Raw genomic sequence first — 23,780 nt, forward strand, 5'->3', positions numbered from 1 at the left:
GCCCCGTCATCGCTCGACCTCCTCGTCGCGGTCGCGGCCGAGCGGCGCGGGCACCAGCCGGAACACCAGGTTGGGGGTGCGCTTGCGGTGGATGGCGCCGGCGATCTCCGCGCGCAGGTACGGGCGCAGGGCGTCGAGGCGGCGCATCACGAGCTGCGCCTCGCCGCCGCCGGCGCCGGCCGGCAGCGCCAGGACGACGACCAGGTTGCCGCTGCCAGGCTCGGGCTCGACCCCGAGCAGGGTCAGCGACGACACGTGCGGATCGTCGATCTCGCCGACCAGCACCAGGGCGAGGCGCTCCTCGACCTGGCGCGACAGCTGGTCGAGCTTGCGCCGCGCCTGGGCCGGCAGGGCCGCCCCGAACAGCGCGGCGGGGTCGACGTCGCCCGGCAGCGATGATGGGGACCGCGGATATGCAGTTGTGGCCGGCGCGTGACGGCGCCGGCGGTCTCGATGTCGATTCATGAGGGGCCCTTTGCGGACTCCATGCACACACATGGGGCCGGATCGCCGGGGCGATCCGGAGCTCAGACACGTGTATGTGGAGAGACACGCATGGCCGACTCCGAGGCCACGAAGCTATGCAAACCCGTGGCCCCGCGCAAGCGGCCGCAGCCGCGCTCGCGCGATCAGGGCGCGGTGCACACGCCGATCGGCATCGGCTGGTCCGGGACCTCCTTGCAGGTCGTCCCGGCCGGGCAGGCCGCGTCGTTGCCGGGCGGGCACAGGGCCGCGCAGTGGGTCGGCTCGCCCATGCCCATGCCGAGCACGCACTGGGCCTGCGCCATCGCGCCGGTCGGCGGGCACATCATGCCGTCGCACTGCGGGGCGCAGAAGTTGCCCTCGAGGCCGGTGATCATGAGGCAGTCCGAGCCCGCCGGGCACTCGCCCATCGCGCCGCAGCCCCCGTACTCGCCGCCGGCCCCGCCGGTGGTCGTGTCGGTCGTGGTGTCGTCGGTCGTCGAGACCGTCGTGGCGGTGGCGGTGGCGGTGTCGTCGGTCGTCGAGGTCGTCGTGGTCGTCGTGACCGGCCCCTCGGTGGTCGTCGGCGTGGTCGTGCTCGTGACCGTCGGATCGGTCGCGGTGCTCTCGGTCGCGGTGCCGGCGTCGGTGCCGTCGGTGTCGTCGGTGTCGGTCGCGTCGGTCGCCGTGCCGTCGGTGGTGTTGTTCGGGTTGGTGGTGTTGGTGGAGCCGGGCGTCGTCGCCGTCGTCGCGGTGGTGAGGTTCGGCTTGCCGTCGTCACCGCAGGCCGCGAGGCCGAGCGCGAGGACGGTCACCAGAGAAAAGGAGGTAAGGGAACGAATGGACATGTTGTCTCCGCGGGAATTTCCGGGCGCAGCGTGCGACCCTGCCCGCACGCTACACAACCGCGCCTCGCCACGGAAGCCGACTTGTCGTGCGTTGGCGGACGGGCAGACTCGAGCCTCGGGGCCGCGGGCCCCCGGTCGGTGAGGACGCGATCGCCGAACGCGTGAAACCGGCGCGAAAACGCCCGGATTCTGCAGCCAGCGGGCTGATCTGGGCGCCGCAGGTGCTCCGGGGGCGGGTGTGATGATCTGTCCCCAGAGACAGTTCACGCCGGCGCACCCCGAGCGGCCGGGCGCAGGTCTAGGATGAGGCACAAGGAGCGCGCGATGGCGGGGCAGAGCTTGTTGGGCCGGCGACGGCACCTGTTCGAGATCGAGGACCAGCCGTGGCTGCCGCAGCCGATCCGCGACGGCGTGACGGGCTACCTCAACTACATCGGCAACCTCGACGCGCGGCCGTATCAGGGCTTCTGTGACGCCCTCGCGGCCGCGCTGCGGACCACCGGCGAGCGCGAGCTCCTCGATCTGTGCTCGGGCTCGGCTGGCCCGCTGCCGACGCTGATCGCCGAGCTCGACCGGCGCGACGTGCCCGTGCGCGTGCGCCTCACCGACCTGTTCCCCAACGCCGAGGCGATGGCCGCAGCGGCCTCGACCGTGCCCGGGCGGATCTTCCACGAGACGCGGCCGGTCGACGCGACGGCGGTCCCGGCCGAGCTCGCCGGCTTTCGCCTGCTGTGCAACGCCTTCCACCACTTTCGACCGGCGCAGGCGCGGGCGATCCTCGCCGACGCGGTCGCGCAGCGGCGCGGGATCGCCTTGTTCGAGGGCGTCGGCCGCTACCCGGCGTCGATCGCCACCTGCATGGTGACGAGCCTCGGCGTGCTGGCGACGTCGCTGCTCATGCGCCCGGTCCGCTGGTCGCGCCTGGCGCTGACGTGGGTGGTGCCGGCGATCCCGCTGGTGGCGACGTGGGACGGGGTGGTGTCGTGCTTGCGGGTGTACTCGCCCGACGAGCTGCGCGAGCTGCTGGCGACGGTGCCCGGAGCCGAGGACTACACGTGGCAGATCGAGACGGAGCCGCTCGGCCGTAGCCCGATGCGCGTGACCTGGCTGGTCGGAGCGCCGCGCGCGTGAGTGCGTCATGACAGCCTTTTAGACATGATTGAAGAGTCATGTCTAAAAGGCATGGTAGGGGCCGCGAAGGCGCGCGAACCGGCGAGCCGACGAAGGGCGCGCGCAGATGCCAAGCGTGGCGCCAAGGTGCGGGGCGGGCGGCGCGATGACGCGCGAGCCGGCGGCCGGCGGTCGCGGTAGGATGGCCGGCGATGGCGCTCGAGCTCGTGCTGCTGACGACCACGCACGCAAGGCCGAGGAGTGGCGGCGCAACTTCGATCGCTACGGGATTGCGGTGCGGGCGGTCGCGGCGGCGGCGACGGCCGAGACGGCGCGGGCGCTGATGTTCGTCCGCGGTACGGACGTCCGCAGCGAGCGACACGACCTCGAGCTGGTCGACCACGTGACGGCGATCGTCGCGTGGTTGATGGAGGACGGCGAGCTGCGCGAGGCGCATTATCAACACCGCGCCGAGGGCTTCGTCGACCGCTCGCGCGGGGCGTGCGAGGAGCCGGGCGGCTGGTGGGACCCGATCTTCCGCCTGCGCGCGACCGGCCTGACGTACAGCGAGATGCGCGCCGGGGCGGGCAAGCTGTCGTCGCGCGACATGGCGATCTCGCGGTTCCTGCTCGACCGCATCTATTATAAAAAGCGGGTCGACCTGTCGGCGACGCCGCGCGGGCCGAGCCGGACGATCGACTTCGACGACGACGTGGCGGCGTTCGTGCGCCAAAAATCCGTGGCTCGGCAGCCCGGCGCTGGCGCAGTTCGGGATCGACCACGTGCTGGCGGCGGTGAGCGAGCAGGGCGTGTTCTTCCGCGCGGCGCAGAACCGGCGCGAGCGGATCTACTGGTGGCCGGGGCTGAACGCCGGGATCCCGTACACCCCGAAGCGCGACGGGCTGCACGAGGCGACCTTCATGATGCACGACCTCGGGCATTTTTTGATGCCCGACCTGGTGTTCACGGGGACGGCGAGCGCGCTGCACCGGCGGGTGTACGTGGCGTATCGCATGATCTCCGAGGCGGTGACGCTGGTGCTCGCCGACATGGTGTTCGTCGAGGCGCTGCGCGGCTCGGGGGCCCGGTACGACTGGACGCGACGACACGCGCATCCGCTGTTCGCAGCGACGCAGATCGACCCGTCGCAGCCCGAGGGTCTGCGCGCGCTGCTGGCGGCCAACGTCGGCTATTGCGTGGCGGGCGACGATTCGCAATGGCGGGCGCTGCTGGCCCGCGCGGGGGCGTCGGAGGCGGCGCTCCGCGAGTATCAACAGAAGTACGAGCCGTACGTCGCCGAGGACCTGCGGTGGACGGTGCGCAACCGGGAGACGATGACCGGTCGCGCCGAGGAGTTCGCGCGCTGGTGGGCCGACACGGCGCCGCTGCGCGCGCTGGCGGACCTCGGGCTCGAGACGGTCGAGGCGTTCGCGGAGCAGGTGGCGACGGGGCCGGGGTCGCTGATCGAGCGGGTGTTCGCGCGGGTGATGGCGACGCGCGTCGAGCCGGGGCTGCGCGAGGCGCCGGCGCCGGCGTCGCGCGAGGAGCGGCGCGAGCGGGCGCTCCTCCGCTGGCTGGTCGGTCAGTTCGGGGTGTTCGCGCGGTTCCCCGCGGCGCCCGGGTCGGCGCTGACGCGCTCGCGCTTGACGGAGTTCGTGGTGAATCGCCGCGGGCGGCTGGGTTCGGCGGAGATCGCCCGCGCCCGGGCGTTCTACGAGCGCTTCGTCGATTCGCTGGCGGAGCACCACCTGGCGAGCCTCGACGACGCGGCGACGTGGCGCGAGGTGTTCGCGCTGGTGGAGCCGTTCTACGTGTTTTATGACGGACCCCGCGAGGCGTACGAGCCGCTGGCGCAGGCGGCGGGGCGGGTGTTCGGCGAGGGATGAGATGTCCTGCGGGACAGGATCTCGCGAACATAAGATGTCTCCTTAAACATGTCGCGAAGGCCAGATTGTGAGGGCGAAAACGCCCGCGACGACGGCTTCGCTTCCACGCTATGATCGCGGCCTCGCATGTCCGCCGCCGCCGAAGTTGCCCCGAATCGACCGACGCTCGCGGTCGCGACCATCGGTCATCATCACAGCGGCAAGACGTCGCTGACGGTGGCGATCACCGAGCTGCTGGCGCGGCGCACGGACGGGGCGGTCCGGCCGGTGACGGCGCTCGAGCTCGAGCGGCGCGGCGGGCTCTGGTCGGTGTTTCACGGCGACGTCCACAGCCCGGGCGAGGGGCGGATCGAGACGCGCACGGTGTCGGCGAGCGAGGTCCGCTACGCGACCGAGCACCGCAACTTCGTCCACGTCGACAGCCCCGGCTGGCGGCCGTGGCTGAAGAACGCGGCGCGGGCCCAGGCAGTGGTCGACGCGCTGATCCTGGTGGTGTCGGCGCCCAAGGGGGTGGAGGCGCAGACGCACGAGCACCTGCTGCTGGCCCGCGCGCTCGGGCTGTCGCAGCTCGTGGTCTTTTTGAACAAGTGCGACCGCGTGACCGATGTCGAGTGGCTCGACATGGTCGAGCAGGACGTGCGCGAGCTGCTGATCCGCTGCGGCTTCGACGGCGACGGGACCCGCATCATCCGCGGGGCCGCGGCGCCGCTCGCGGGCGATCGCACGCGGTGGGAGGCGTGCATCTCCGACTTGCTCGAGGTGCTCGAGCTGGAGCTGCAGATCCCCGAGCACGTCGTGCAGGGCTCGCCGCTCCTGTACCTCGACCACGTGTACTCGCGCCGGCCCGGGCAGGAGGGGCTGGTGGTCGACGGGCGGGTGCGGCGCGGGCAGGTGCGCGCCGGCGACACGCTGACGATCGCGGGCTTCGGCGAGCCGATCGAGGTGCAGGTGTCGAAGCTCGAGATGAACCGCCGCAAGGTCGAGCGGGCCCAGGCCGGCGAGTTCGTCGGGCTGCGACTGGTGCGGCCGCGGCTGGCGCTGCAGCCCGCAGAGCTGCGCACCGGCCAGGCGCTGGTGAAGCCGGGGAAGACGGCCGTGCAGCGCTTGACGGCGCACCTCGACCTGCTGGCGACCGGCGAGAACGGCCGCCGCACCCCGGTTCGCAGCGGACACATCGGGCTGCTGCTGTTCGGGACGACGGTGGTGGCCGGGCGCTTCGACGTGCTCGGGCAGGAGACGATCGCGCCCGGCGAGGGCGCGACGGTGGCGGTCGAGCTGGTGCAGCCGGTGTACGTCGAGGACGGGATGACGTTCCTGCTGCGCGACGGCAATCAGGGGCCCATGCTGCCGCCGGGCGAGCGGGCGCGCTGGGCCGGGACCGCGGGCATGGGGCGGGTGCTCGAGGCGCGCGGCTGAGCCGGCGACTCGTGGCAGCGGCCCTTCGTGCAGCGCGAGCGACGGGGCGACGCTGATCGCGCGTTGGCGCCCGGCGAGGGCCACTAGCCTCCGGACATGGCGAACTTAGTCGCCTCCCGCGGCCGCACCACCCCGCCCCTTCGCGTCGCCGAGGTTGCTGTTGGCCGCGAGCTCGGACGCACTGGATGTGCCGTGGTTCCAGAAACCATCACGTGCATTGACACCCGTTCCGGTGTCGCAGTCGCTGCCGCCGTTCACGCAAATCGCGGAGCAAGGCGAGATTCGTCAGCAGCGTATGAGAGTCTCTGACGCCGGAGTCGAGCAGGCCGATCCAACCCGCAGTCAGGTTCAGATTGAAGTACGGACCCGTCGACAGGACCGCGCGCGCGTCCGCAGAGGTGTTGACGGGCGGAGGGATGTTCTTCTGACGCTCCTCGATGTACTGCACGTCGTCCTGCTCCGCGAGACCGAGAACGGCGTCGATGGGGCCTCGCCGGCTCGATTTCCGCGGCGACGCGCAGCTCGTCGTGAACGCGAACCGCCTCGAGGCGTGGGACCTGCCGACACAGGCGCGTCAATGGAGCGTCGGGCTCGGAAACCGCGAGGTGGTCCTCGGCGCGCGGACGGCCTACATCTGCGCGTCGACCGGGGAGCTGAGCGCCCACGACCTCGCGACGGGCGCGCTGCGGTGGGAGCACGGGCCCGGGTCGTGCGGGCTCGGGTGGCGGCCCGACGTCTTCATCGTCGAGTCCGCTGGCGGCGACACCGTGGTGACCACCGACTCGACGTAGTCGCGCTCGCGCTCCCACCGCCCCCCCCCCGAGCCCGTGGTCGTGTTCGGACGCGCATGGCTTGACGGACATGTCCTTTCGAACAAGCCGGTGAAGGGACGCTTCCGCGTGCGCGTGCGCGTGCGCGCGAGCGGACGCGTCCGCCTGACGGTCGACCGGAGCCTCGGGCGCAGCTCCGGCCCCACACCGTGCCTGCTCGGCGTGCACGAGGACGTCGAGGTCGTACCGAACAAATCGCGCTACTGGGTCGCGTGGCACGAGCGCTCCGCGCCCCGCGGTTACTGCGAGCACGGATGCTCGGAGGGTAGACGAAGTCGCCGGCACCGGAGCGACGAGCGAGCTCGCGGACGCGGCTCGTCTCCCGGGCGCCTCGATGCGGGGTCATGGAGCAGGACCCACTGCCGACCTTCGCGCGCTCGCGCCTCGATGGGTCCGCCTGGGCTCGCGGCGCTCAGCGCTTCTTGAACGCGCGCGCGAGCGTCTCAGGCGCGAAGAGGACCGGCCCGTGCCGCAGGAGCAGGGTGTCGAGCGCGGCCAGCGAGGCCTCTCGATCGTCGCCCCGCGTCTCGGCGGGGGGCACCCCCGCAGCCTCGGCGAGGGAGTCGAAGCCGCGTTCCGCCTGCTTGCGACGGACGCCCACGCCGAACCCGATCGGCCTCTCGCCGCGCAGGCTCTGTTCGGCGCGCACGCTGACGTCGCCGCGCTCGAAGGTCAACGCCAGCGTCGCCGAGTCGTCTTCGAGCTCGACCGAGCGAATCGGCTCGGCGAAGTCGAGCCGGCGGAGCGACTCCCCGAGGACCGCGCTCACGCGCTCGAGCCACGGCCCCCAGGTCGCAAGCAGCTGCGCTCGCTTCTCCTCCTCGCTCTGCGCCGGATCGAACAGGTTGAAGTCCGTCACGAGGCACGCGACCTCGCCATCCGCGGCCAGGCCCCAGTACGAGGCGTAGACCCCGTCTCCGCCGCCCGAGCGGAACACGATCACGTTGTCCTTGTGCCGCTTCGCCGGCCGGACGTCGGCGAACAACTGATCGTTCTCTTCGAGCGCGTCGTCGAGGACGGCGTCGTAAAAGGACTCGTCGTCGAGCGCGTCCTCGGCCTCACGCAAGAGTTCGGCCGCCACGGCGTCCATGAAGCAACCGAGCCCCGTGTCGACGGGGTAGCCGAAGTAGTGGCCCTCCTGGAGGTCGGCGAGCGACTGGCCCGGACGGGTCGCCATGACCCACGAGGCCACCGGCGCGTCCGAGCACGCGAGGAGGGCGAGCCCGATTCGTCGCGAGCCCTTCGTGACGAACACCCGCACGGGATGCGTCCCCCGCGGGATCTCGCGCTCGAACGCCGGCGCACCGGATCGAATGCAGGGATCGCACGCGACGATCCGTCCGGAGGAGACCACGAGCTTGCCCGCCAGCCTCACGGCCTGGACCTGCGGGTGGTTCTTGCCGAGAGTCACGACATCGGCGATGACCCTCGCGTGGTCCCGACGTGCTCGGGACTGCTCGGCCTCCTCCGCGTCCGCCACGGCAGCCTCGGCCGGATTCGACAGCACGGGCGCGTAGCAGCCGTCGTGAATGGCTCCGCGGTGGCGCTCGGCGAAGCCGAGGAGCCGCGACGAGAACCCTTCGTCGCTGCGGCTGGCCCGCTCGTAACCCCGGAAGGTCGTGTCCTCGGGCGGCGCCAGGCCGACCTGCGCCCATGCGGCGCGGACCTCGTCGAGCGTCGTCGGCCGCCCGCGAAGCAGCCGCATCAGCGTGACGATCGCGTTCAGGGCCGTGGCGCCCTCGTGGCGCCTCGTCTGTGCGATCTGCTCGAGGAAGTGCAGGCCGAAGCCGGGGATCACGAGCGAGGCGAGCGCCTCGCGCTGCGACGCCGAGAGATCCTCGGTCTCCATGTCCTCGTCGGCGTCGCGGCTCGGCGCCTCGACCGGCCGCGCTTTCTTGGCCCGCTTCGTGTACGCGGCGAAGCGGTCCTCGTCGGCCTCGCGCAGCGCCGCGAGGGCGCCGGGCACGAGCCGCGCGGCGTGCTCGTCGAGGAAGCGATCGACCATCGCGTCCCGCTTCTCCGCCAGCGCTTCCTCGACCGGGAGCGCGGCGAGCTTGGTCACGATCGGCGGGATCACCCACGCGTCCTCCTTTGCAGCGAGCACGCCGGCCTGCTCGAGCCAGGCCCCGAGCTCGGCGGCGCGTTCGAGCAGGTACAGCTGAACTGGCGCCGACACGTCCTCCAGGCAGCTCTGCGCGACGAAGCGGACGACGTCGCGGGACGACGCCCCGGCCCGCTCCATCGCCGCCACGATGGCGAAGAAGTCGTCCACGTCGCCGCAAAACATCGAGCTCTCCCAGTAGCACAGGCGCCACGCCTGGCCGGCCTTCACGAGCAGGCGCAGAGCCTCGTGGTCGTCGTCGTTCCAGCTGTCGACGTGGGTGGCGAGTCGCGGCATCTCCTCGCGCTCGGGGTGGGCCGCGGCAGCAAGCGCCCGGGCCCGCCGCAGCAGCTCGGCGCTGGCGGCCGGCGGCCGCGGGCGACGTGCCGCCTCGCGGAAGCGGGCCCACTCGAGCACCGCGCGGCCGCCCGCGTCGAAGGCGCGCCGCACGTCCTCGTACGAACGCGACGTCGGGGCGCCGCGCGCCACGTCGTGCGCGGCGTCGGGCCGCGCCGCGAAGCCGAGGCGCGCCGTGACGAACTCCTCCCACAGGAACGCGTCGAACGCCGACGCGAGGCGCTGCTGGGTCCTGGCGTTCTTCGGCGTCGGCCCGCGCTCGAGGCCGGCGGGATCGAAGTCATCGCCGGCGACGACGAAGTAACGCGGCGCGCCCACGTGCGGATCGGCGATTCCGAGCGCACGCGCGACGCGTTCGAGCGTCGGGATGTCGGTGTACCGGTAGAGGACAGCGATGGGCGGCAGGGTACGTGCGGTCATAAACGGCTCTGGCCGCTGTTCTTGCCGGAGGAGCCGGACGTGTCAACGAAGCGCTCCGGTCGGGGAACGACCCCTCGTGGTCGCCGGAACGGCCCTCGGGGCGACCTCCAGGGAGCCACCGGGCGTGCGCGAGGAGGCCGCGCTGGCGTGGTCGAGGGGCTCGCCGTGCCGACCGCCAGACCGACCACGGGCCGCTGCGAGCGCGAGCCAGGCTGGTTCCGGGGACAGGTCGGCGCGCAGCGGGGCGTCGTCGGCCACGAGCGGGCGACCGCCGGGGCATCGGAGCGCCCAGGTACTCGAGGTCGTCGCGGGCTCGGGGTCGCGGCCTCGTCGAGGTAGGCATTCGCGTTGGGGGGGCAGCCCATTCTCGACGACGGCGCGACCGCGACCGCCGTCCCTAGGGTGCGACCTCGGCCCGCCGACGAACGCGACGACGCTCGCCGGCGACGAGACCACGCACAGGGCGGCGACGACACCGCGCTCCCCCGCGCGGGAGAGGGGCTCAGCGCTCGCCGGCAATCTCGAGGTGCTTGGCGAGCGCGACGGCGCCGACGACGACGAACAGGAGGCGCAACCACTCGAACACCTGCTGGATCGGGTTCACGGCCTGGGGGAGCTGATCGTCGAACGCGTACACGAACCAGTCGAGCACGCCCAGCGTCGCCCAAGCGAGGACCATGACGAACACCAGCTGCGCTGCGTCGCCGCGACGTTTGCGGCGAAGCGACCACGCAGACACGGCGACAACGAGGGCCTGCAGGAGTTGCGGCTTGTGCTGGTAAAGGCTCCATGGGTTCATCGCAGGTCTCCTCGAAATACGAGCATGCCCGATCGCCTGCCACCTCACCAGCGCAGGCGACCGGTGCGCAGCATCACGGCGAACGAGAAATTGCTCTGGCCCTTCACGTTTCTGGCCGCGTCACGTGCCCAATGCCACGCCGGACGGACCCGGGCTTTTCCTGCTGCTCCCCGACGAGGACGGTCTCCGGGCCCGCGTGTGGCTCGTGAACCAGGAATCGCGGAGGTCAGTTGCGCGCCGCGGGGACGACGGCGTGGAGCGCCTGCGCCTGGGCCACGCCGCGCAGGCGGTGGCTGCCGAGCGCGACCACGGCGGGGAGCACGTCCGCGAAGGCCTGCGAGACGATGACGTCCTGCGCGAGCGGGCGGCACATCGCCGACATCTGCGCGACCTCGTTGACGGCCGGGCCGATGACGGTGAAGTCGAGGCGCGGGGCGCCGCCGATGTTGCCGTAGAACACGTCGCCGAGGTGCAGCGCGAGGTAGCCTCGGTCGCGGGCAGGCTGGCGCCGACGCGGCGGGCGCGGACCTCGGCGAGCGCGGCGAAGGCAGCGTCGGCGGCCGCGAGCGCGCGGCTGGCCGCCTCGGCGGTGCCGTCGCCGACGGGGAAAATGCCGAGCAGGCCGTCGCCGATGAATTTCAGCGCCGTGCCGCCGTGGCGTGAGCCCGTTGCGGTTCTCCATCAGCACGTGCTGCGCGTCCTGTACTGCCGGACGGCGAACAGGTGCTCGTCTGCGGCGTGGATCAGGCGATCGGCGGTGCCGTGATCTTCGTTCGCCTGCGCGATCCCTGCCGAGAGGGTCACCGGGATCGTTCGGGCGTCGACGGTGAAGGTGTGGGCCGCGATTTCCTCGCAGATCTGCTCGGCGAGCGACGCGGCGCCCTCGAGGTCGGTACCTGGCAGCACCAGCGCGAACTCCTCGCCGCCGTAGCGCGCCAGGGTATCGCCCGGGCGCGCGTGCGGCCGCATGAGCTGCGCGATCTCCCGCAGCACCTGGTCGCCTGCCGGATGTCCGTACGTGTCGTTGATCTGCTTGAAACGATCGATGTCGAACATCACCAGCGCGAGCGGCCGCCCGGTGTCCCTCGCGCTGTGGAGCTCGCGGTCGAGCCGGTCGACGAGATGCCGGCGATTGTGCAGCCCGGTCAGCCCGTCGAATGGTGACAAGGTATAGGTCGATTTGACGATCGGCGGCGCATCGACCAGCTTCAAGAGAATGTCGCCGATCCTGACGCGATCGCCGTGGCGGAGCCGCGTCTCCCGCACCTGCTCGTCGTTGACGTAGGTGCCGTTGGTGCTGCCGTCGTCGATTACCCACCAGCCGTCGGCGCGCTTCTCGAAGCGTGCATGGCTGCGCGAGACGGAGCCTCGGGCGAGCACGATGGCGTTGTGCTCGCCGCGCCCGACCGTGATCGGCGCCGAAGATGCTTCCAGCGGATGATACTGACCGATCGACGCTGGATCGCGCGAGTAGAGGATGACGAGCGAGCAAGAGTTCGCCAGCGCGGGGGTGCCGGGCGCCGAGCGGCGGCCGGCGAACAGGCGATGGCCCCAGTCGGCGACGGGCTCGGGCCTGCCGAGCACGTCGCTCTCGACGGCGCCGCCGTCCGAGAGGCGCTTCGGGACGGCGATGCACTGCCCCGCCAGCGCCCGAGTCTCCGCGTCGGCGACGGTGTCGCAGTAGTAGACGTGCTCCTTGCATTGCTGGCAGAAGCGGACGGATTCGGCGTCGGTCGGCGCGAGCGTCTCCCAGCGCTTGGTGCAGGCGAAGGCGAAGCGGACCCGCGGGGCCTCCTGCCGGGCGGTTTCGCTGCCGCAGTTCATGATCACGTCGCGGAGCAGCAGGTTGGCGTAATCAAAGCCGATCTCCCGCGACAGCTCGATGAAGCGCGCGAGCACGGCGGGATCGTCGGTCGCGCGCGAATGGAGGGCGACCTCGAGGCGCAGCCATTCGGCCCGTGCGAGATCCCGGCCCTCGACGACCTGCGCATACTCGAGCCGGCCCGCGTCGTCCAAGGACTGGTCCTGCGCCTTGTGAATGAAGGGGCGCTCGTCGGCAAAGCTCAGGTAGTCGGAGATCCGGGACCGCGCCTGTGCCACGGAGAAGGGCATAGCACATCGCTCCCGGGGGCGCGTCCGCGCCGGGCGAGGCGGAGCGGTGATCTGGCGCGGACATCGTTCTCGAGCTGAGTCTATGGGTCGGCGCGTTGCCACGCCCGGAGCTTCGAGGCTCCGGCGATCGATCCACCAGTTCGACCTCACGGCGACACGCCATGCGAGCGCCTGCTCGAGCTCGCCGTGCGGGTCAAGTTCACCACCGCGGAGCTGCGAAAAGGCGGGCTCACCAGCTGATCGGCTCGAAGTCCTTCAGAAAGACGCCGCGCAGGAATTCGCCGTCGCGGAGGCCGCGGACGATCGGGTCACACACGCGGGTGGCGGCGTCGACGAGGTCGAGCGGGGGCATGAAGCCGCGCTCGCGCATGGCGTCGGCGATCGGGGCCGGGTTCTCGTTGGAGGCCCAGCCGGTGTCGACGCTGGTCATGTAGATCCGGTCGGTCGCGTAGTCGTCGGCGGCGGTGCGCGTCATCATGTTGAGCGCGGCCTTGGCCATGTTGGTGTGCGGGTGAAACGGGGCCTTCCAGTCGCGGTCGAAGCGGCCCTCGGGGGCCGAGACGTTGATGATGAAGGCGGCCCCGGCGGCGCGGGCCATGGTGCGGCGCAGGCGGGCGCCCAGGACGAACGGGGCGACGGCGTTGATCAGCTGGACCTCGACCATCTCGACGGTGCCGACCTCGTCGAGGCGGAGGCGCCAGCTGTTGCGCTCGCGCAGGTCGAGCGGCTGGCCGAAGCCGTCGTCGCTGCGCTGGGGGAACAGCGGGTGCTCGGCGAGCGAGATGTCCCCGGGGACATGTGGATCGGCGAGCAGCGACTGCAGCGCGGGCGGCAGGGCGTCGGGGCGGGCCTCGTCGGCGAGCAGGGCGGCGTAGAACTCGGGCGGCCGGTGGACGGTCTGAGCCGCGTTGTTGACGAGGATGTCGAGGGCGGGCAGCTCGGCGTCGAGGCGGGCGGCGAAGGCCTCGACGCGGGGGATCTGCCGCAGATCGAGGGCGACGATCTCGAGGCGCTCGCGGAAGTCGGCGAAGTCGGGCTCGGCGGCGAAGCGGCGGGCGGCGTCGCGGGCGAAGCGGGTGGTGACGATGACGCGCGCGCCCCAGCGCAGCAGTCGCAGGGCGACCTGATGGCCGATCTTGATCCGCCCGCCGGTGACGAGGGCGACGCGGCCGCGCAGGTCGACCTGATCGCCGCGGCGGGCGTAGCTGCGTTCGGCGCAGGCGGGGCACAGGCGGTCGTAGAAGAAGTGCAGGCGGGTGTAGGGCTGCTTGCACACGTAGCAGGGCCGGGCGGTGTGCAGCTCGTGGATGGTGGGCTCGGGGGGCTCGGGGGCGGGCGTTGCGACGCCGTGATGCCGGCGACGAATGGCGGCCTCTTCGATGCGCCGGCGATCTTCGGCCTGCTGGGCCTCGCGGCGTCGGCGATCGCGGCGACGCTCGCCGCGGGCTCGGCGGCGGTCGTCGCGATGAAAGCCGAACACGGCCCGGCGCAGCTCGACGAGGCGGGGGTGGTCGCTGCGGAGGAGAGATGGCCGAAGGGACAGGTGGCCGAGGACGCGCAGGGCGGCGGCGAGGTCGGCGTCGGCGAGCGGCGGCGGGAGCTCGGGGGCGAGCGCGAGCGGCGGGAGGGCGCGGCGCAGGCGGGCGAGGTCGAGGGCGGGGCGGCGCGCGGGTTGCCGGTTGGCGTTGCCCGCGAGGCGGGCGACGAGGCTCGCGCGGAGGTGCGGGGGGAGGTCGCCGAGGTCGAAGACGCAGAGGTGCGGGTTGGCCCCGGCGGCGGCGACGAGCGCGCCGGGGTCGACCGAGCGCGGGAGCGCGAGGCGGTGCCATCGAACCCGCGCGAGCAGGCGGTACCACTCGGTGGTGGCCGGCGCGTCGAGCCGGACGGGGCCGTCGAGGCGGAGGTCGTCGAGGGCGGTGTTCTTGAAGACATGTCCGACGAGACATGTCGAGCGCGGGGTGAGGGCGGCGTGGCCGAGGTCGAGGCTGCGCAGCGAGGCGTGAGCGGCGAGCGCGGGCAAGATGTCGGAGAGCGCGGGCGGGCCGAGCGGGTTATGGCGCAGCGAGAGGTGCGACAGCCGCGGGTGGCGAGCGACGAGGGCGGCGAGGTCGAGCGCGGCGTCCGGGCCGAGGCCGCAGCCGCCGAGCCACAGGCCGCGCAGGCCCGGGAGGTCGAGCGCGGGCAGCAAGGCCGCGATGTCGAGGCCCTCGAGGTCGAGGTGCCCGCCGGGCAGGACGGCGCCATGGACCAGGCGCCGCGGACGCGCGAGCTCGCGGTCGCTGCAGAGGTCGGCGAGGAGGCTCGCGCGGTCGATCGGCGTGGCCATGAGCGGCGCGGCTGCGCGCGGCGGGGATGATACACCAAGGCGATCGCGCGCCGCCGAGGCCGTGGGCGAGGCGTCCGCGGGCGAGGGCTCGGGCCGGCGGTCGTGTTACGCTGCGGGGCCGAGATGCCGGACGGGGCGACGATCGAGGTGGCGATGATCGTGCCGCGGACCGAGGCGGAGGGGCCGGGGGTGCGCTACGCGGTGTGGGTGCAAGGGTGCCCGCTGCGCTGCGCGGGCTGCTGCAACCCGGAGATGCTCGCGTTCGGCGGCGAGGGGATGACGCGCCGAGGCGCGGCGGACCTGGTCGAAGAGGCATGTGCGTCGGGGGCCGAGGGGGTCTCGCTGCTCGGCGGCGAGCCGTTCGCGCAGGCGGAGGCGCTGGCGCCGCTGGCCGAGGGGGTGCGGGCGCGCGGGCTGTCGGTGATGATCTTCTCGGGCTACACGCTGGCCGAGCTGCAGGCGCAGGGGCCGGCCGCGGCGCGGCTGCTGGCGGCGACCGACCTGCTGGTCGACGGGCGCTTCGAGGCGAGGCTGCGTTCGCAGAGGCGGCGCTTCATCGGCTCCGACAATCAGGTGCTGCACTTCTTGACGGAGCGCTATTCGCCGGACGACCCGAAGCTGCAGGGCGGCAACACGGTGGAGCTGCGGATCCGCGGCGGCGAGATCACGCTCAACGGCTGGCCCCTGCTCGGGCCGCGCACGCGGGTGGCGCGATGAGCCTGGCCGTCAGCGTCGACGAGGGGCACGCGCTCGAGGTGCTCGACATGCTGATCCGCGGCCGATCGGTGCGGATCGTGCCGACCGAGCCGGTGTCGCAGCCGCGGCCGGAGCTGATCGAGGTGGCGGGGCGTCGGATCGCGGTGACCTGCCTGCGCGTGCTGGTCGAGTCGGGCCGGCGCGAGCGCGTGGTGCTGCGCCGCGGTCGTCGCGTGCGCGGACGGATCTGGGACGCGGCCCGCAGCGAGGGCTTTCGCCTGCGCTTCACCGAGGCGACCTACGAGCTGTGGGTGCAGGCGACGCAGCGGCTGGCGGAGATCGCCCGGCCCACCGAGGTGGTGGAGGGCGAGGGCAGCTCACGCAAGGCGCGGCGGCAGATCCGTCGCATCATCAAGATCGCGGGGACCGACACCGGCGACTGGCTGGTGTACGCGCTGGCGGTGCGGCACCTCGCGCGCATGAACATGCCGCGGGAGATCCGCGAAGACCTCGGCCGGCGGCTGTGCCTCGGCTCGCCGCTGGCGACGCTGTTCGCGCTCGAGGACTGGTCGCGCCAGGTCGACGGCGAGGAGTCGTCGGGCAAGCTCGAGCTGCTGCTGGGCGGGCCGCAGGTGGTGCTGCTCGAGTGCCTCGACGAGGTGCTGGCGGAGCAGTGGGCGGAGCAGATCGGCCGGTGCATGCGCTGGTCGCCGGGCGAGGAGCGGGCGGAGCGGCTGCTGGCGGCGGCGCGCGTGCTCGAACAATTCATCGACGCGATCGACTTCCGGGCCCGGCTCGATCTGGCGCGGCCGCTGTGTCGCGCGCTGGCGCGCCTGATGACGGGCGAGTGGGCCGATCCGCCGGCGGTGGTGTCGGCGGGGCTCGTGGCCGATTCGGGGCTGACGCTGCGCTCGCAGCAGGACGCGCTGCGGCGGGCGCTGGCGCGGATCGTGGGGCTGGGCGAGCGGCTGGCAGGGCTGCGCGAGGCGATGACGCGCCACGCGTTCGGCGACCGCCGCTACGAGGAATCGCAGGTGTACCTCGAGCTGTTCGACACGGTGCTGCGGCCCCACCTCGCGCGCCTCGACGCGCTGGCGCGGGCGCTGACGGGGCGGCTGGGGTGAGCGGCGGCGGGGGAGGCTCCGACGCACAGGCGGACGTGCGGCGGTCGGGCCTCGCCAGGGCGCGCGCGGGTCGGTTAGGATGAGCGCGTGAGCCGAGGGTACCGCATTCGCATCAGCGATCCGAACTGGCGACCGGTCACGTATCACGACGCGGCGAAGCAGGTCGCGTCGACCGACGCGATCGAGATGGACGTCGGGATGCTCGAGATCCTGCCGGAGGGGGCGATGACGGCGCTGCTGCGCGAGGAGCTGGCGGCGAGCGGCTGGTCCAAGGGACAGGACGGGGGGATGTCGCGCACGTTCGGCGAGGTCGCGGTGACGCTGTCGCCCGACGGCCGGACGGTGACGGTGCGCGCGGCGGCGTCGAAGCAGGTGACGACGCGGGCGACGAGCCAGGAGCAGGCGAACTCGCGGCTGGAGGAGGCCGGCAAGCGGGCGGAGCGCGACCTGGCGCAGGAGGTGGCGCGGCGGCTCGGCGCGCACGAGGGCGAGATCCGCGGCGAGCTGCAGGCGGCGCTGCAGAAGGTGTACGCGGAGGCGCTGCGGCAGAAGGCGGCGTCGATGGGCCAGATCGAGAGCGTCCACGAGGGCCGCGGGGCCGACGGCGAGCTCGAGCTGACGATCAAGGTGCGGGTCTAGCGTGCGACGCACGGTGCCGATCGAGACCCTGCCGGGCGAGGTGCGGGTCGAGGACGCGGTCGAGATGGCCTGCGCGCAGGACGTGACGTTCATCGAGGAGCGGCTGCGCCGCGGGATGAGCGTGCTGGTCGAGTGCGACAAGGAGCTGGCGCTGCACGTGTACCTGGCCGTGCGCGCGCGCCTGCGCCGCGGGACCGGCAATGGGCGCGGGCCGCAGATCGTGATCGTCGACGGTCGCCCGCGCGAGGGCGAGGAGAGCCGCGGCAACCTGGCGTCGATGCTGACGCAGCTGACGACGGCGATCCGCGGCAGCGTCGAGCGCACGATCATCGTCTTGCTGCACCTCGACGTGCTGACGACGACGCACACGAGCCTGACGATGGAGGCGCGCGAGGCGATCCCGCTGCTCTACGAGAACCCGGAGGCGGTGCTGCTCGGCTTCCGCGACCCGAGCTTCCCGCTGCCGAAGGTGATCGAGGGGGTGTTCGCGGTCCGCCGCGAGATCGTCGGGGTGCCGCGCGAGTCGCTGGCGAAGATCGTGACGCAGCGCGAGGCGAAGGCGATCGACGCCGACCACTTCGATCCGTTCGCGCTCTATAAATACGTGTCGGGGCTCAACCCGGTGCGGCTGCGGCGATTGATGCAGGCGGTCGGGCTGCGCCGCGAGGCGATGCCGGGGCGCTCGCAGGCGGCCCAGGTGTACCGCGAGCTGCGCCGGCAGACGGTCAGCGAAGACGTCGAGCTGCCCAACGTCGACCTCGAGCGCGACATCGGCGGTTACCCCGAGGTGAAGCTGCGGCTGCGCGAGGAATTGCTCGACCTGCTGCGGCGCAAGGACAGCCTCGGCAGCGAGAGCGAGATCCAGGCGCTCGAGGGGCTGCTGCCGCGCGGGATCATCTTCCACGGGCCGCCCGGCACCGGCAAGACGTACTTCGCCAAGGCGATGGCGACGGCGATGGACGCGACGGTCATCATCGTGTCGGGGCCGGAGCTGAAGTCGAAGTGGGTCGGCGAGAGCGAGGAGAACCTGCGCCGGGTGTTCCGCCAGGCCCGCCGCAGCGCGCCGGCCGTGGTGGTGTTCGACGAGATCGACGCGTTCGCCCACGCGCGCGGGACGTACGAGGGCTCGGGGGTCGAGCACTCGATGGTGAATCAATTGCTGACCGAGATGGACGGGTTCCGCGGCAGCGAGAGCGTGTTCGTGGTCGGGACGACGAATTTCCTCGAAAGCCTCGACGGGGCGCTGCTGCGGCCGGGGCGGTTCGAGTTCTTGATCGAGATCCCGGCGCCGGGGGTGCAGGACCGGCGCGAGATCGTGGAGATCTACGACCGCAAGCTCGAGCTCGGGCTGTCGCGTGAATTGCAAGAGCACCTGGTGCGGCGCACGGAGGGGCTGGCGGAGCGGGCGCGCGGGCTGCCGTTCACGGGCGACCACATCTACGCGGTGTGTCGCGCGCTGAAGCGGCAGGCGATCCGCACCGGCGAGAAGAATTTCACGCCGGAGGACATCGATCGCGCGCTGCAGCGGAAGACGCGGGCGGCGGTGGTGCTGAGCCCGGCGGAGGAGCGGGTGGTGGCGTTCCACGAGGCCGGGCACGCGCTGCTGGCGATGCTGGTCGAGCACGCGACGCCGCCGGAGCGGATCTCGATCGCCGCCGACATGGAAGGGGCGCTCGGCTACGTGCTGCGGGCGGCGCGGGCCAAGCCGTACGCGATCACGGCGGCGGACATGCGCGCCGACATCTGCGTCGGGCTCGGGGGGATGTGCGCGGAGCGGCTGGTGTTCGGCGAGGTGTCGATCGGGGCGCACACCGACCTGCAGCAGGTCAACCGGATCGCGCGGGCGATGGTCGAGGAGTACGGGATGGGCGCGAGCACGGGGGTACTGGTGCGCCTCGACGACGCGCCGCGCCACGGGACGCCGATGTCGGAGCGCCGCCGCGAACGCGTCGACGCCGAGGTGACGGAGATCCTCGAGAAGGAGCTGGCGCGGGCGCAGGCGTTGCTGTCCGGCCACCGCGCGATGCTCGAGGCGCTGGCGGAGACGCTGCTGTCGCGCAAGGTGCTCGACCGCGCCGAGCTGAGCGCGCTGACGAAGGGAGAGAGCGATGGCTGAGGTGACGATCCGTCTGCGCCACAACCCGCGCACGGGCGAGCGCGAGGTGGTGATCCACTACGAGTCCGACAGCGACGCGCTGCCGCACGAGCACGAGCGCGACCACCGGGCGCTGGCGGAGCGGCTGATCGGCCGGCCGCTCGAGCAGGTGCTCGGCGGGATGACGGTCGACCGGGTGGTGGTCGAGAAGGCGCCGAAGGCCGGCGCGGCGGCCCGCGAGGAGGCCGCGCGCGAGAAGGCCGGGGTGCGCGGCTGAAGGCCTCCGGAGAGCGAGCGCGACGGTGCGGTTCTGCCTGCTGCTGACGGGGACGGCGAGCGACGGCGCGGCGCTGACGGTGCTGGCCGAGGCGGCGCCGTTCCTAACTGAAAGGACATGGTCGGTGATGCTCGACATGTCGGGGCCGGGCAGCGCGCTGGCCTGCGAGGCGCTCGATGCTGTCCTCGCGGACAGGTTGTTGCCGCGCGGGCTGCCGCTGGCGACGGCGATCGAGCAGGACGAGACGCTGGTGCTGACGCCGCTGCGCGGCGGGCCGCCGGCGCGCTGGGACCTGTGGAAGGAGCGCAGCGCGCCGCGCCTGGTGGAGGCGCTGCGGCTGCGGCGGGTGCCGGGCGAGCCGCTGGTCGACGAGGCGTTGTTCGTGATGCGCGCGGACTCGGAGGCGCCGCGGCTGCTGATCGAGCGGCTGCTCTTGCTCGGGCGCTCGGACGCGCAGGTGGTGAGCTTCGTCGACGAGGCGGCGGGCAGCTTCGCGGTGAAGGTCAAGGCGCCGCCGATCTACCTGATGATGGCGGCGCGCGACGGCGGCGGCGAGGTCGCGGTGTACGGCCGCCACGGCGCGAGCTCGCTGTGGGTCGCCTGGTCCTTCGAACATCCGGCGGCGGGGGCGGCGGCGGCCTCGCTGGCGCGGGTGAATCAGGCGGCGCTGGTCGACCGCGACGGGCAGTGGGTGCGCACGCCGGCGGAGTGGCGGGCGCGGGCGATCCTCGACGCGGCGGCGCCGGAGCTCGAGGCGCCGCGGGTGGCGATGCGCTCGGTGGCGTCGGAGGTGCGGTTCCGGGTGCCGATCCGCCTGGCCCCGGCGGCGCTGACCGACCCGGACCTGTGGCTGCTGACGCCGGAGCAATTGCTCGAGCTCGAGCCGCTGATCGAGGTGAGCACGGCCGACGAGCTGTCGCGCCTGACGGTGGCGCGGCTGACGGGCGCGGACGGGACGGTCTATCTGCTGCGCGAGCGGGTGCGGCCGGGGGCGGCGCGCATGGCGGGACGGGTGAGCGACACGCTCGGGGTGCCGGGTTATTCGCAGGTGGCGGGGGCCGACAACCTGTACGTGCCGACCGGCCGGCGATTGATGCCGGTGCTGCGGCGCGACGATCTGCGGGCGCTGCTCGGGCTCGAGCGGGCGCACACGGTGGTGATCACGGAGGACCACGACGGGCCGCGGGTGGTGACGATCGTCGAGGTCGACGAGCAGCCGCTGCAGCGGTGGATCGACTACGTGGCGACCGACCGCCGGCTCGAGCTCGACAAGCTGCTCGAGCGCAGCGTGTTCGAGTTCCCGGAGGTGACGATCGAGTGGCCGAAGGAGGCGCGGCAGCCGGCGCCGAAGAGGCCGCAGACGCGCGAGGGGCCGGTCAAGCGGGCGCCGCCGCCGAAGCCGGTGGTGGTCGAGGAGCCGGCGAGCGCGATCGACGTCGACGCGGCGGCGCACCTGCGGGCGCTGCGAGAGCAGGTGCGCGCGCTCGAGCGGCGGGTGGTCGCCGGCGGCTGCGAAGAGCCCGAGGTGTGGCAGGAGCTGGGGGAGATCAAGGCGGCGCTCGGCGACGGCGACGAGGCGGCCGATTGCTTCGAGATGGCGCTGCTGCACGGCGGGCCGCCCTACGACGCGAAGCTGGCGGCGCGCTTGCTGAGCGCGACGCGCGGGAGTGATTCGGACGACGCATTGATGGAGTGGGTGGTGGCCGACCGGCGGACGCCGGCGGACGCGAGCCGCCTGGGGGCGTCGCTCGTGGCCCGGGTGGCGACGCAGCGGCCGCCCGCGGACGAACTGATGCAGCTGGCGCTGCCGATCTTCGCCGACCCGCGGCTGCCGGTGTCGCGCCGGCTGGCGTGGGCGGTGCTGGCAGGCTGGCACCGCCACGCGCGCGACCGCCTCGGCATCACCCGGGCGAAGGAGGCGATCCTCGGCGGGATCAACGAGCGCGGGCTGAGTGAACTGCACGACCTGCCGCGCTTCGTGCGGCACGCGCTGGCGCGCGAGGGCGACGATCACAGCGACGAGTCGGTCGAGGCCCGCGCCGACCGCCTGCAGCAGGGGCAGCTCGTCGCGCTCGAGGCGATGTGGCACGAGGCGGCCCACGCGGGGCTGCCCGAGATGGACGCGCCGACGGCGTTCATGCGCCTGATCTTCGCCGTCGGGTTCGCGCGGCTCGGGGCGCGCGGGCTGGCGCAGGAATTGATCGCGCCGGTCGAGCTCGAGATCGATGTGCACGAGGTCCCCAACCGCGCGCTGTTCCGCCTGTACATGGCGCGCCTGGCCCACGAGAGCTCGGGCGGCAGCCCGGAGGTGTGGGCGGCCGAGGTGGCGCGCACGGTCGAGAGCGTCCGCGACCCGCGGATGCAGCAGGCGGTGACGTGGCTGCAGAAGCGGTCGATGTGGCTGCGCACGACGTACGAGGAGGAGTCGGCGGCCCGGACGACGCGCTTCAAGCTGCCGGCCGGCGTGGACGTGAGCGGCCTGGCGGACGTGGTGGCGCGCGAGGTGTCGGTCGGGACGCGGTCGTACGATTATTTGATCGCGGAGGCGGTGGACGTGTGCGTGCGCCGGGCGCTGGCCAGCGGCAGCGACGCGGTGGTGGCGGAGGTGCTGGCGAGCGCGGAGCCGGGCCTCGGCAACATCCAGATCTTGAGCCACCGCGCGGAGGCGGTGGCGGCGTGCATCCACGGGGCGGCGAGCCTCGGCGACGACGCGATGCTCGGGCGCCTGCTCGAGACGCTGGTGAACATCGCCCGCAGCGAGAAGCTGGGGTCGGCGCGCGAGCTGGTGCGGGCGACCCAGCGCGGGCTGGCGGCGCTGCGCCGGTTCGGCGGGCTCGAGCCGGCGCGCGCGCTGCTCGAGGCGCTGGCGCGGGTGCACGCGTACACGTCGAGCGACCAGATCGCGCTGTCGGCGACGGTGGCGACCGGGTTCGTGCAGATCGGCGAGGAGCGAGTGGCCGACGAGGTGCTCGATACGCTGTGCACGCAGGTGCTCGGCGGGTCGCTCGACTACGTGACGCGGGCGCAGGGCGGCCTGGCGGTGGCGCAGGCGCTGCGCCACTGGCCCAACATGACGCGCGTCGAGCGGTTCCGCCGGTTCGTCGCCGAGCTCGCGGTGTTCCGCGACACCTTCACCGCCAGCCGCTACTACGATACGCACAAGATCCTGATCTTGGAGGCGATCGTCGACAGCCTGGCGGACAGCCGCACCCGCCACAGCGACCGCGTGCAGGGCTTCCTCGACCAGGAAGAACACGCCCTGCGCCGCCGCATCGTCACCGACTGGAGCGCAGTATGTGGACGCTAGAGGAGCTCGAGCCCGAGATCGACGACATCCGCGCGCGGATCCAGCAGCACCGCCGGGGCCTGAAGGAGTACTTCGTGGCCCGCGACGAGGAGATCGATCTGGCGATCCTGTGCGCGGTGGCCCAGGAGCCGCTCTTGCTGGTCGGGCCGCCGGGGACGGCGAAGAGCGACCTGGTGGTCAAGCTGACGGAGAGCCTCGGGCTCGGGGCCGGCGATTACTTCGAGTACATGCTGACGAAGTTCACCGAGCCGAGCGAGATCCTCGGGCCGATCGACATCGCCGTGCTCAAGGAGGGCCGCTACCTCCGGCGCACCCGCGGGATGCTGCCGGACTGCCGGGTGGCGTTCCTCGACGAGATCTTCAAGTCGAACTCGGCGATCCTCAACACGCTGCTGACGATCCTCAACGAGCGCAAGTTCTACCAGGACGGGCAGCCGACGCCGGTGCGGCTGGTGATGCTGTTCGCGGCGACGAACGACATCCCCGACCAGAGCGAATTGGAGGCGATGGCCGACCGCTTCATCCTCAAGATCGAGACGAAGCCGGTGAAGGACCGCCACTTCGAGGAGCTGATCGACGCGGGGGTGATGAACGAGTCGTACCGGGCGAGCGGACACAAGCCGTGGACCCGCGGGGCGGCGTCGCTCGACGACTTTTTGAAGCTCAAGCGGTTCATGGACCTGAGCTTCGGGATGGGCCGCGAGCCGGGCCGCGACCGGGCGCAGTGGTTCCCGCGCCCGGTGTTCGCGGAGATGCGGCGGATCGTGCGGGCGCTCGAGACGGAGGACAAGGTGCTCGTCAGCGACCGCAAGCTGGTCAAGCTCTACAAGGTGATCCGCACGCAGGCGTTCCTCAACCACGGCGGAGCGGTGCAGACGTCGGACCTGAACCTGCTGGCATACGTCGGCAACCGCCGCGACGAGATCCCGGTGGTGGCGAGCAAGGTCAAGGCGCTGCTGGGGCTGGGCGGGTGAG

At 72.4% G+C, this 23,780-nt stretch carries 19 protein-coding genes; 11 read left to right on the forward strand and 8 right to left on the reverse strand.

All coding sequences use genetic code 11. From position 1 onward, the window contains the following. Positions 1 to 6: 6 nt before the first annotated feature. Positions 7 to 465, reverse strand: coding sequence for a ribosome-binding factor A (locus NAEX_RS48200; protein ID WP_143140560.1), 459 nt, complete (start codon positions 463 to 465; stop codon positions 7 to 9). Positions 466 to 629: 164 nt separating this feature from the next. Continuing rightward, entirely contained in the window at positions 630 to 1,277 is a 648-nt protein-coding gene (locus NAEX_RS24105; RefSeq protein ID WP_096329828.1) for a hypothetical protein, read from the reverse strand. 357 nt (positions 1,278 to 1,634) lie between these two features. Here NAEX_RS24105 and NAEX_RS24110 point away from each other — a divergent pair, with 357 nt between their 5' ends. From NAEX_RS24110 to NAEX_RS24125, 3 genes are all read left to right on the forward strand, one after another. Beyond that, on the forward strand, positions 1,635 to 2,441 hold the full coding sequence (locus NAEX_RS24110; protein ID WP_143140561.1) for a class I SAM-dependent methyltransferase: 807 nt from the start codon (positions 1,635 to 1,637) through the stop codon (positions 2,439 to 2,441). A gap of 761 nt (positions 2,442 to 3,202) precedes the next feature. Beyond that, complete coding sequence (locus NAEX_RS24120; protein ID WP_096329831.1) at positions 3,203 to 4,306, forward strand: hypothetical protein; 1,104 nt, start codon at positions 3,203 to 3,205, stop codon at positions 4,304 to 4,306. Positions 4,307 to 4,432: 126 nt separating this feature from the next. Further along, on the forward strand, positions 4,433 to 5,722 hold the full coding sequence (locus NAEX_RS24125; protein ID WP_096329832.1) for a GTP-binding protein: 1,290 nt from the start codon (positions 4,433 to 4,435) through the stop codon (positions 5,720 to 5,722). Positions 5,723 to 5,930: 208 nt separating this feature from the next. Here the strand turns inward: NAEX_RS24125 and NAEX_RS48205 are convergent, their stop codons facing one another. Beyond that, positions 5,931 to 6,170: a hypothetical protein gene (locus NAEX_RS48205; RefSeq protein WP_143140563.1), complete on the reverse strand. Its 240-nt coding sequence runs from the start codon at positions 6,168 to 6,170 to the stop codon at positions 5,931 to 5,933. Between the two features lie 79 nt (positions 6,171 to 6,249). Here NAEX_RS48205 and NAEX_RS24130 point away from each other — a divergent pair, with 79 nt between their 5' ends. Continuing rightward, a complete protein-coding gene (locus tag NAEX_RS24130; RefSeq protein WP_143140564.1) occupies positions 6,250 to 6,513 on the forward strand; it encodes a hypothetical protein in 264 nt (87 codons plus the stop codon). 451 nt (positions 6,514 to 6,964) lie between these two features. Here the strand turns inward: NAEX_RS24130 and NAEX_RS24135 are convergent, their stop codons facing one another. The 5 genes from NAEX_RS24135 to NAEX_RS24155 all read right to left on the reverse strand — a co-directional run bounded on the left by NAEX_RS24135 (position 6,965) and on the right by NAEX_RS24155 (position 14,667). After that, positions 6,965 to 9,430: a DUF4241 domain-containing protein gene (locus NAEX_RS24135; protein ID WP_096329834.1), complete on the reverse strand. Its 2,466-nt coding sequence runs from the start codon at positions 9,428 to 9,430 to the stop codon at positions 6,965 to 6,967. A 502-nt stretch (positions 9,431 to 9,932) separates the two neighbouring features. After that, positions 9,933 to 10,109, reverse strand: coding sequence for a hypothetical protein (locus NAEX_RS50620; RefSeq protein ID WP_170135964.1), 177 nt, complete (start codon positions 10,107 to 10,109; stop codon positions 9,933 to 9,935). A gap of 346 nt (positions 10,110 to 10,455) precedes the next feature. Beyond that, complete coding sequence (locus NAEX_RS24145) at positions 10,456 to 10,689, reverse strand: hypothetical protein (protein ID WP_096329836.1); 234 nt, start codon at positions 10,687 to 10,689, stop codon at positions 10,456 to 10,458. A 221-nt stretch (positions 10,690 to 10,910) separates the two neighbouring features. Then, entirely contained in the window at positions 10,911 to 12,329 is a 1,419-nt protein-coding gene (locus NAEX_RS24150; RefSeq protein WP_170135965.1) for a diguanylate cyclase domain-containing protein, read from the reverse strand. A gap of 241 nt (positions 12,330 to 12,570) precedes the next feature. Beyond that, positions 12,571 to 14,667, reverse strand: a complete 2,097-nt coding sequence (locus NAEX_RS24155) for an SDR family NAD(P)-dependent oxidoreductase (protein WP_177325918.1) — start codon at positions 14,665 to 14,667, stop codon at positions 12,571 to 12,573. A 123-nt stretch (positions 14,668 to 14,790) separates the two neighbouring features. On the opposite strand from NAEX_RS24155, the gene NAEX_RS24160 reads away from it, so the two are divergent. The 7 genes from NAEX_RS24160 to NAEX_RS24190 all read left to right on the forward strand — a co-directional run bounded on the left by NAEX_RS24160 (position 14,791) and on the right by NAEX_RS24190 (position 23,779). Then, positions 14,791 to 15,384 (forward strand): 4Fe-4S single cluster domain-containing protein, encoded by a 594-nt coding sequence (locus NAEX_RS24160; RefSeq protein ID WP_096329838.1) that lies wholly within the window; start codon positions 14,791 to 14,793, stop codon positions 15,382 to 15,384. Beyond that, positions 15,381 to 16,487 (forward strand): hypothetical protein, encoded by a 1,107-nt coding sequence (locus NAEX_RS24165; RefSeq protein ID WP_096329839.1) that lies wholly within the window; start codon positions 15,381 to 15,383, stop codon positions 16,485 to 16,487. The genes NAEX_RS24160 and NAEX_RS24165 overlap by 4 nt, the downstream gene beginning before the upstream one ends. Before the next feature lie 87 nt (positions 16,488 to 16,574). After that, positions 16,575 to 17,126: a hypothetical protein gene (locus NAEX_RS24170; RefSeq protein ID WP_096329840.1), complete on the forward strand. Its 552-nt coding sequence runs from the start codon at positions 16,575 to 16,577 to the stop codon at positions 17,124 to 17,126. A 13-nt stretch (positions 17,127 to 17,139) separates the two neighbouring features. Then, positions 17,140 to 19,242, forward strand: a complete 2,103-nt coding sequence (locus NAEX_RS24175) for an AAA family ATPase (protein WP_245913788.1) — start codon at positions 17,140 to 17,142, stop codon at positions 19,240 to 19,242. Next, positions 19,235 to 19,498, forward strand: a complete 264-nt coding sequence (locus NAEX_RS24180) for a hypothetical protein (RefSeq protein WP_096329842.1) — start codon at positions 19,235 to 19,237, stop codon at positions 19,496 to 19,498. The genes NAEX_RS24175 and NAEX_RS24180 overlap by 8 nt, the downstream gene beginning before the upstream one ends. Before the next feature lie 25 nt (positions 19,499 to 19,523). After that, the gene (locus NAEX_RS24185; protein WP_096329843.1) at positions 19,524 to 22,805 is read left to right on the forward strand and encodes a hypothetical protein; all 3,282 of its coding nucleotides are present in this window, start codon (positions 19,524 to 19,526) and stop codon (positions 22,803 to 22,805) included. Further along, positions 22,793 to 23,779 carry an AAA family ATPase gene (locus NAEX_RS24190; protein ID WP_096329844.1) on the forward strand — a complete coding sequence of 329 codons (987 nt, stop codon included), beginning with the start codon at positions 22,793 to 22,795 and terminating at the stop codon, positions 23,777 to 23,779. Before NAEX_RS24185 ends, NAEX_RS24190 begins: the two co-directional genes overlap by 13 nt. Position 23,780: the final 1 nt, after the last annotated feature.

It is taken from the genome of Nannocystis exedens, from assembly GCF_002343915.1.
In the GTDB taxonomy this organism is placed as follows: Bacteria; Myxococcota_A; Polyangia; order Nannocystales; family Nannocystaceae; genus Nannocystis; species Nannocystis exedens.

What these genes read in the sequence shown, in the direction of transcription:
- NAEX_RS24190 (WP_096329844.1), top strand. Translation starts at nt 22,793, where the DNA reads ATGTGGACGCTAGAGGAGCTCGAGCCCGAGATCGACGACATCCGCGCG.
- NAEX_RS24110 (WP_143140561.1), top strand. Translation starts at nt 1,635, where the DNA reads ATGGCGGGGCAGAGCTTGTTGGGCCGGCGACGGCACCTGTTCGAGATC.
- NAEX_RS24160 (WP_096329838.1), top strand. Translation starts at nt 14,791, where the DNA reads ATGCCGGACGGGGCGACGATCGAGGTGGCGATGATCGTGCCGCGGACC.
- NAEX_RS24180 (WP_096329842.1), top strand. Translation starts at nt 19,235, where the DNA reads ATGGCTGAGGTGACGATCCGTCTGCGCCACAACCCGCGCACGGGCGAG.
- NAEX_RS24135 (WP_096329834.1), bottom strand. Translation starts at nt 9,430, where the DNA reads ATGACCGCACGTACCCTGCCGCCCATCGCTGTCCTCTACCGGTACACC.
- NAEX_RS24125 (WP_096329832.1), top strand. Translation starts at nt 4,433, where the DNA reads ATGTCCGCCGCCGCCGAAGTTGCCCCGAATCGACCGACGCTCGCGGTC.
- NAEX_RS24155 (WP_177325918.1), bottom strand. Translation starts at nt 14,667, where the DNA reads ATGGCCACGCCGATCGACCGCGCGAGCCTCCTCGCCGACCTCTGCAGC.
- NAEX_RS48200 (WP_143140560.1), bottom strand. Translation starts at nt 465, where the DNA reads ATGAATCGACATCGAGACCGCCGGCGCCGTCACGCGCCGGCCACAACT.
- NAEX_RS24165 (WP_096329839.1), top strand. Translation starts at nt 15,381, where the DNA reads ATGAGCCTGGCCGTCAGCGTCGACGAGGGGCACGCGCTCGAGGTGCTC.
- NAEX_RS50620 (WP_170135964.1), bottom strand. Translation starts at nt 10,109, where the DNA reads ATGGTCCTCGCTTGGGCGACGCTGGGCGTGCTCGACTGGTTCGTGTAC.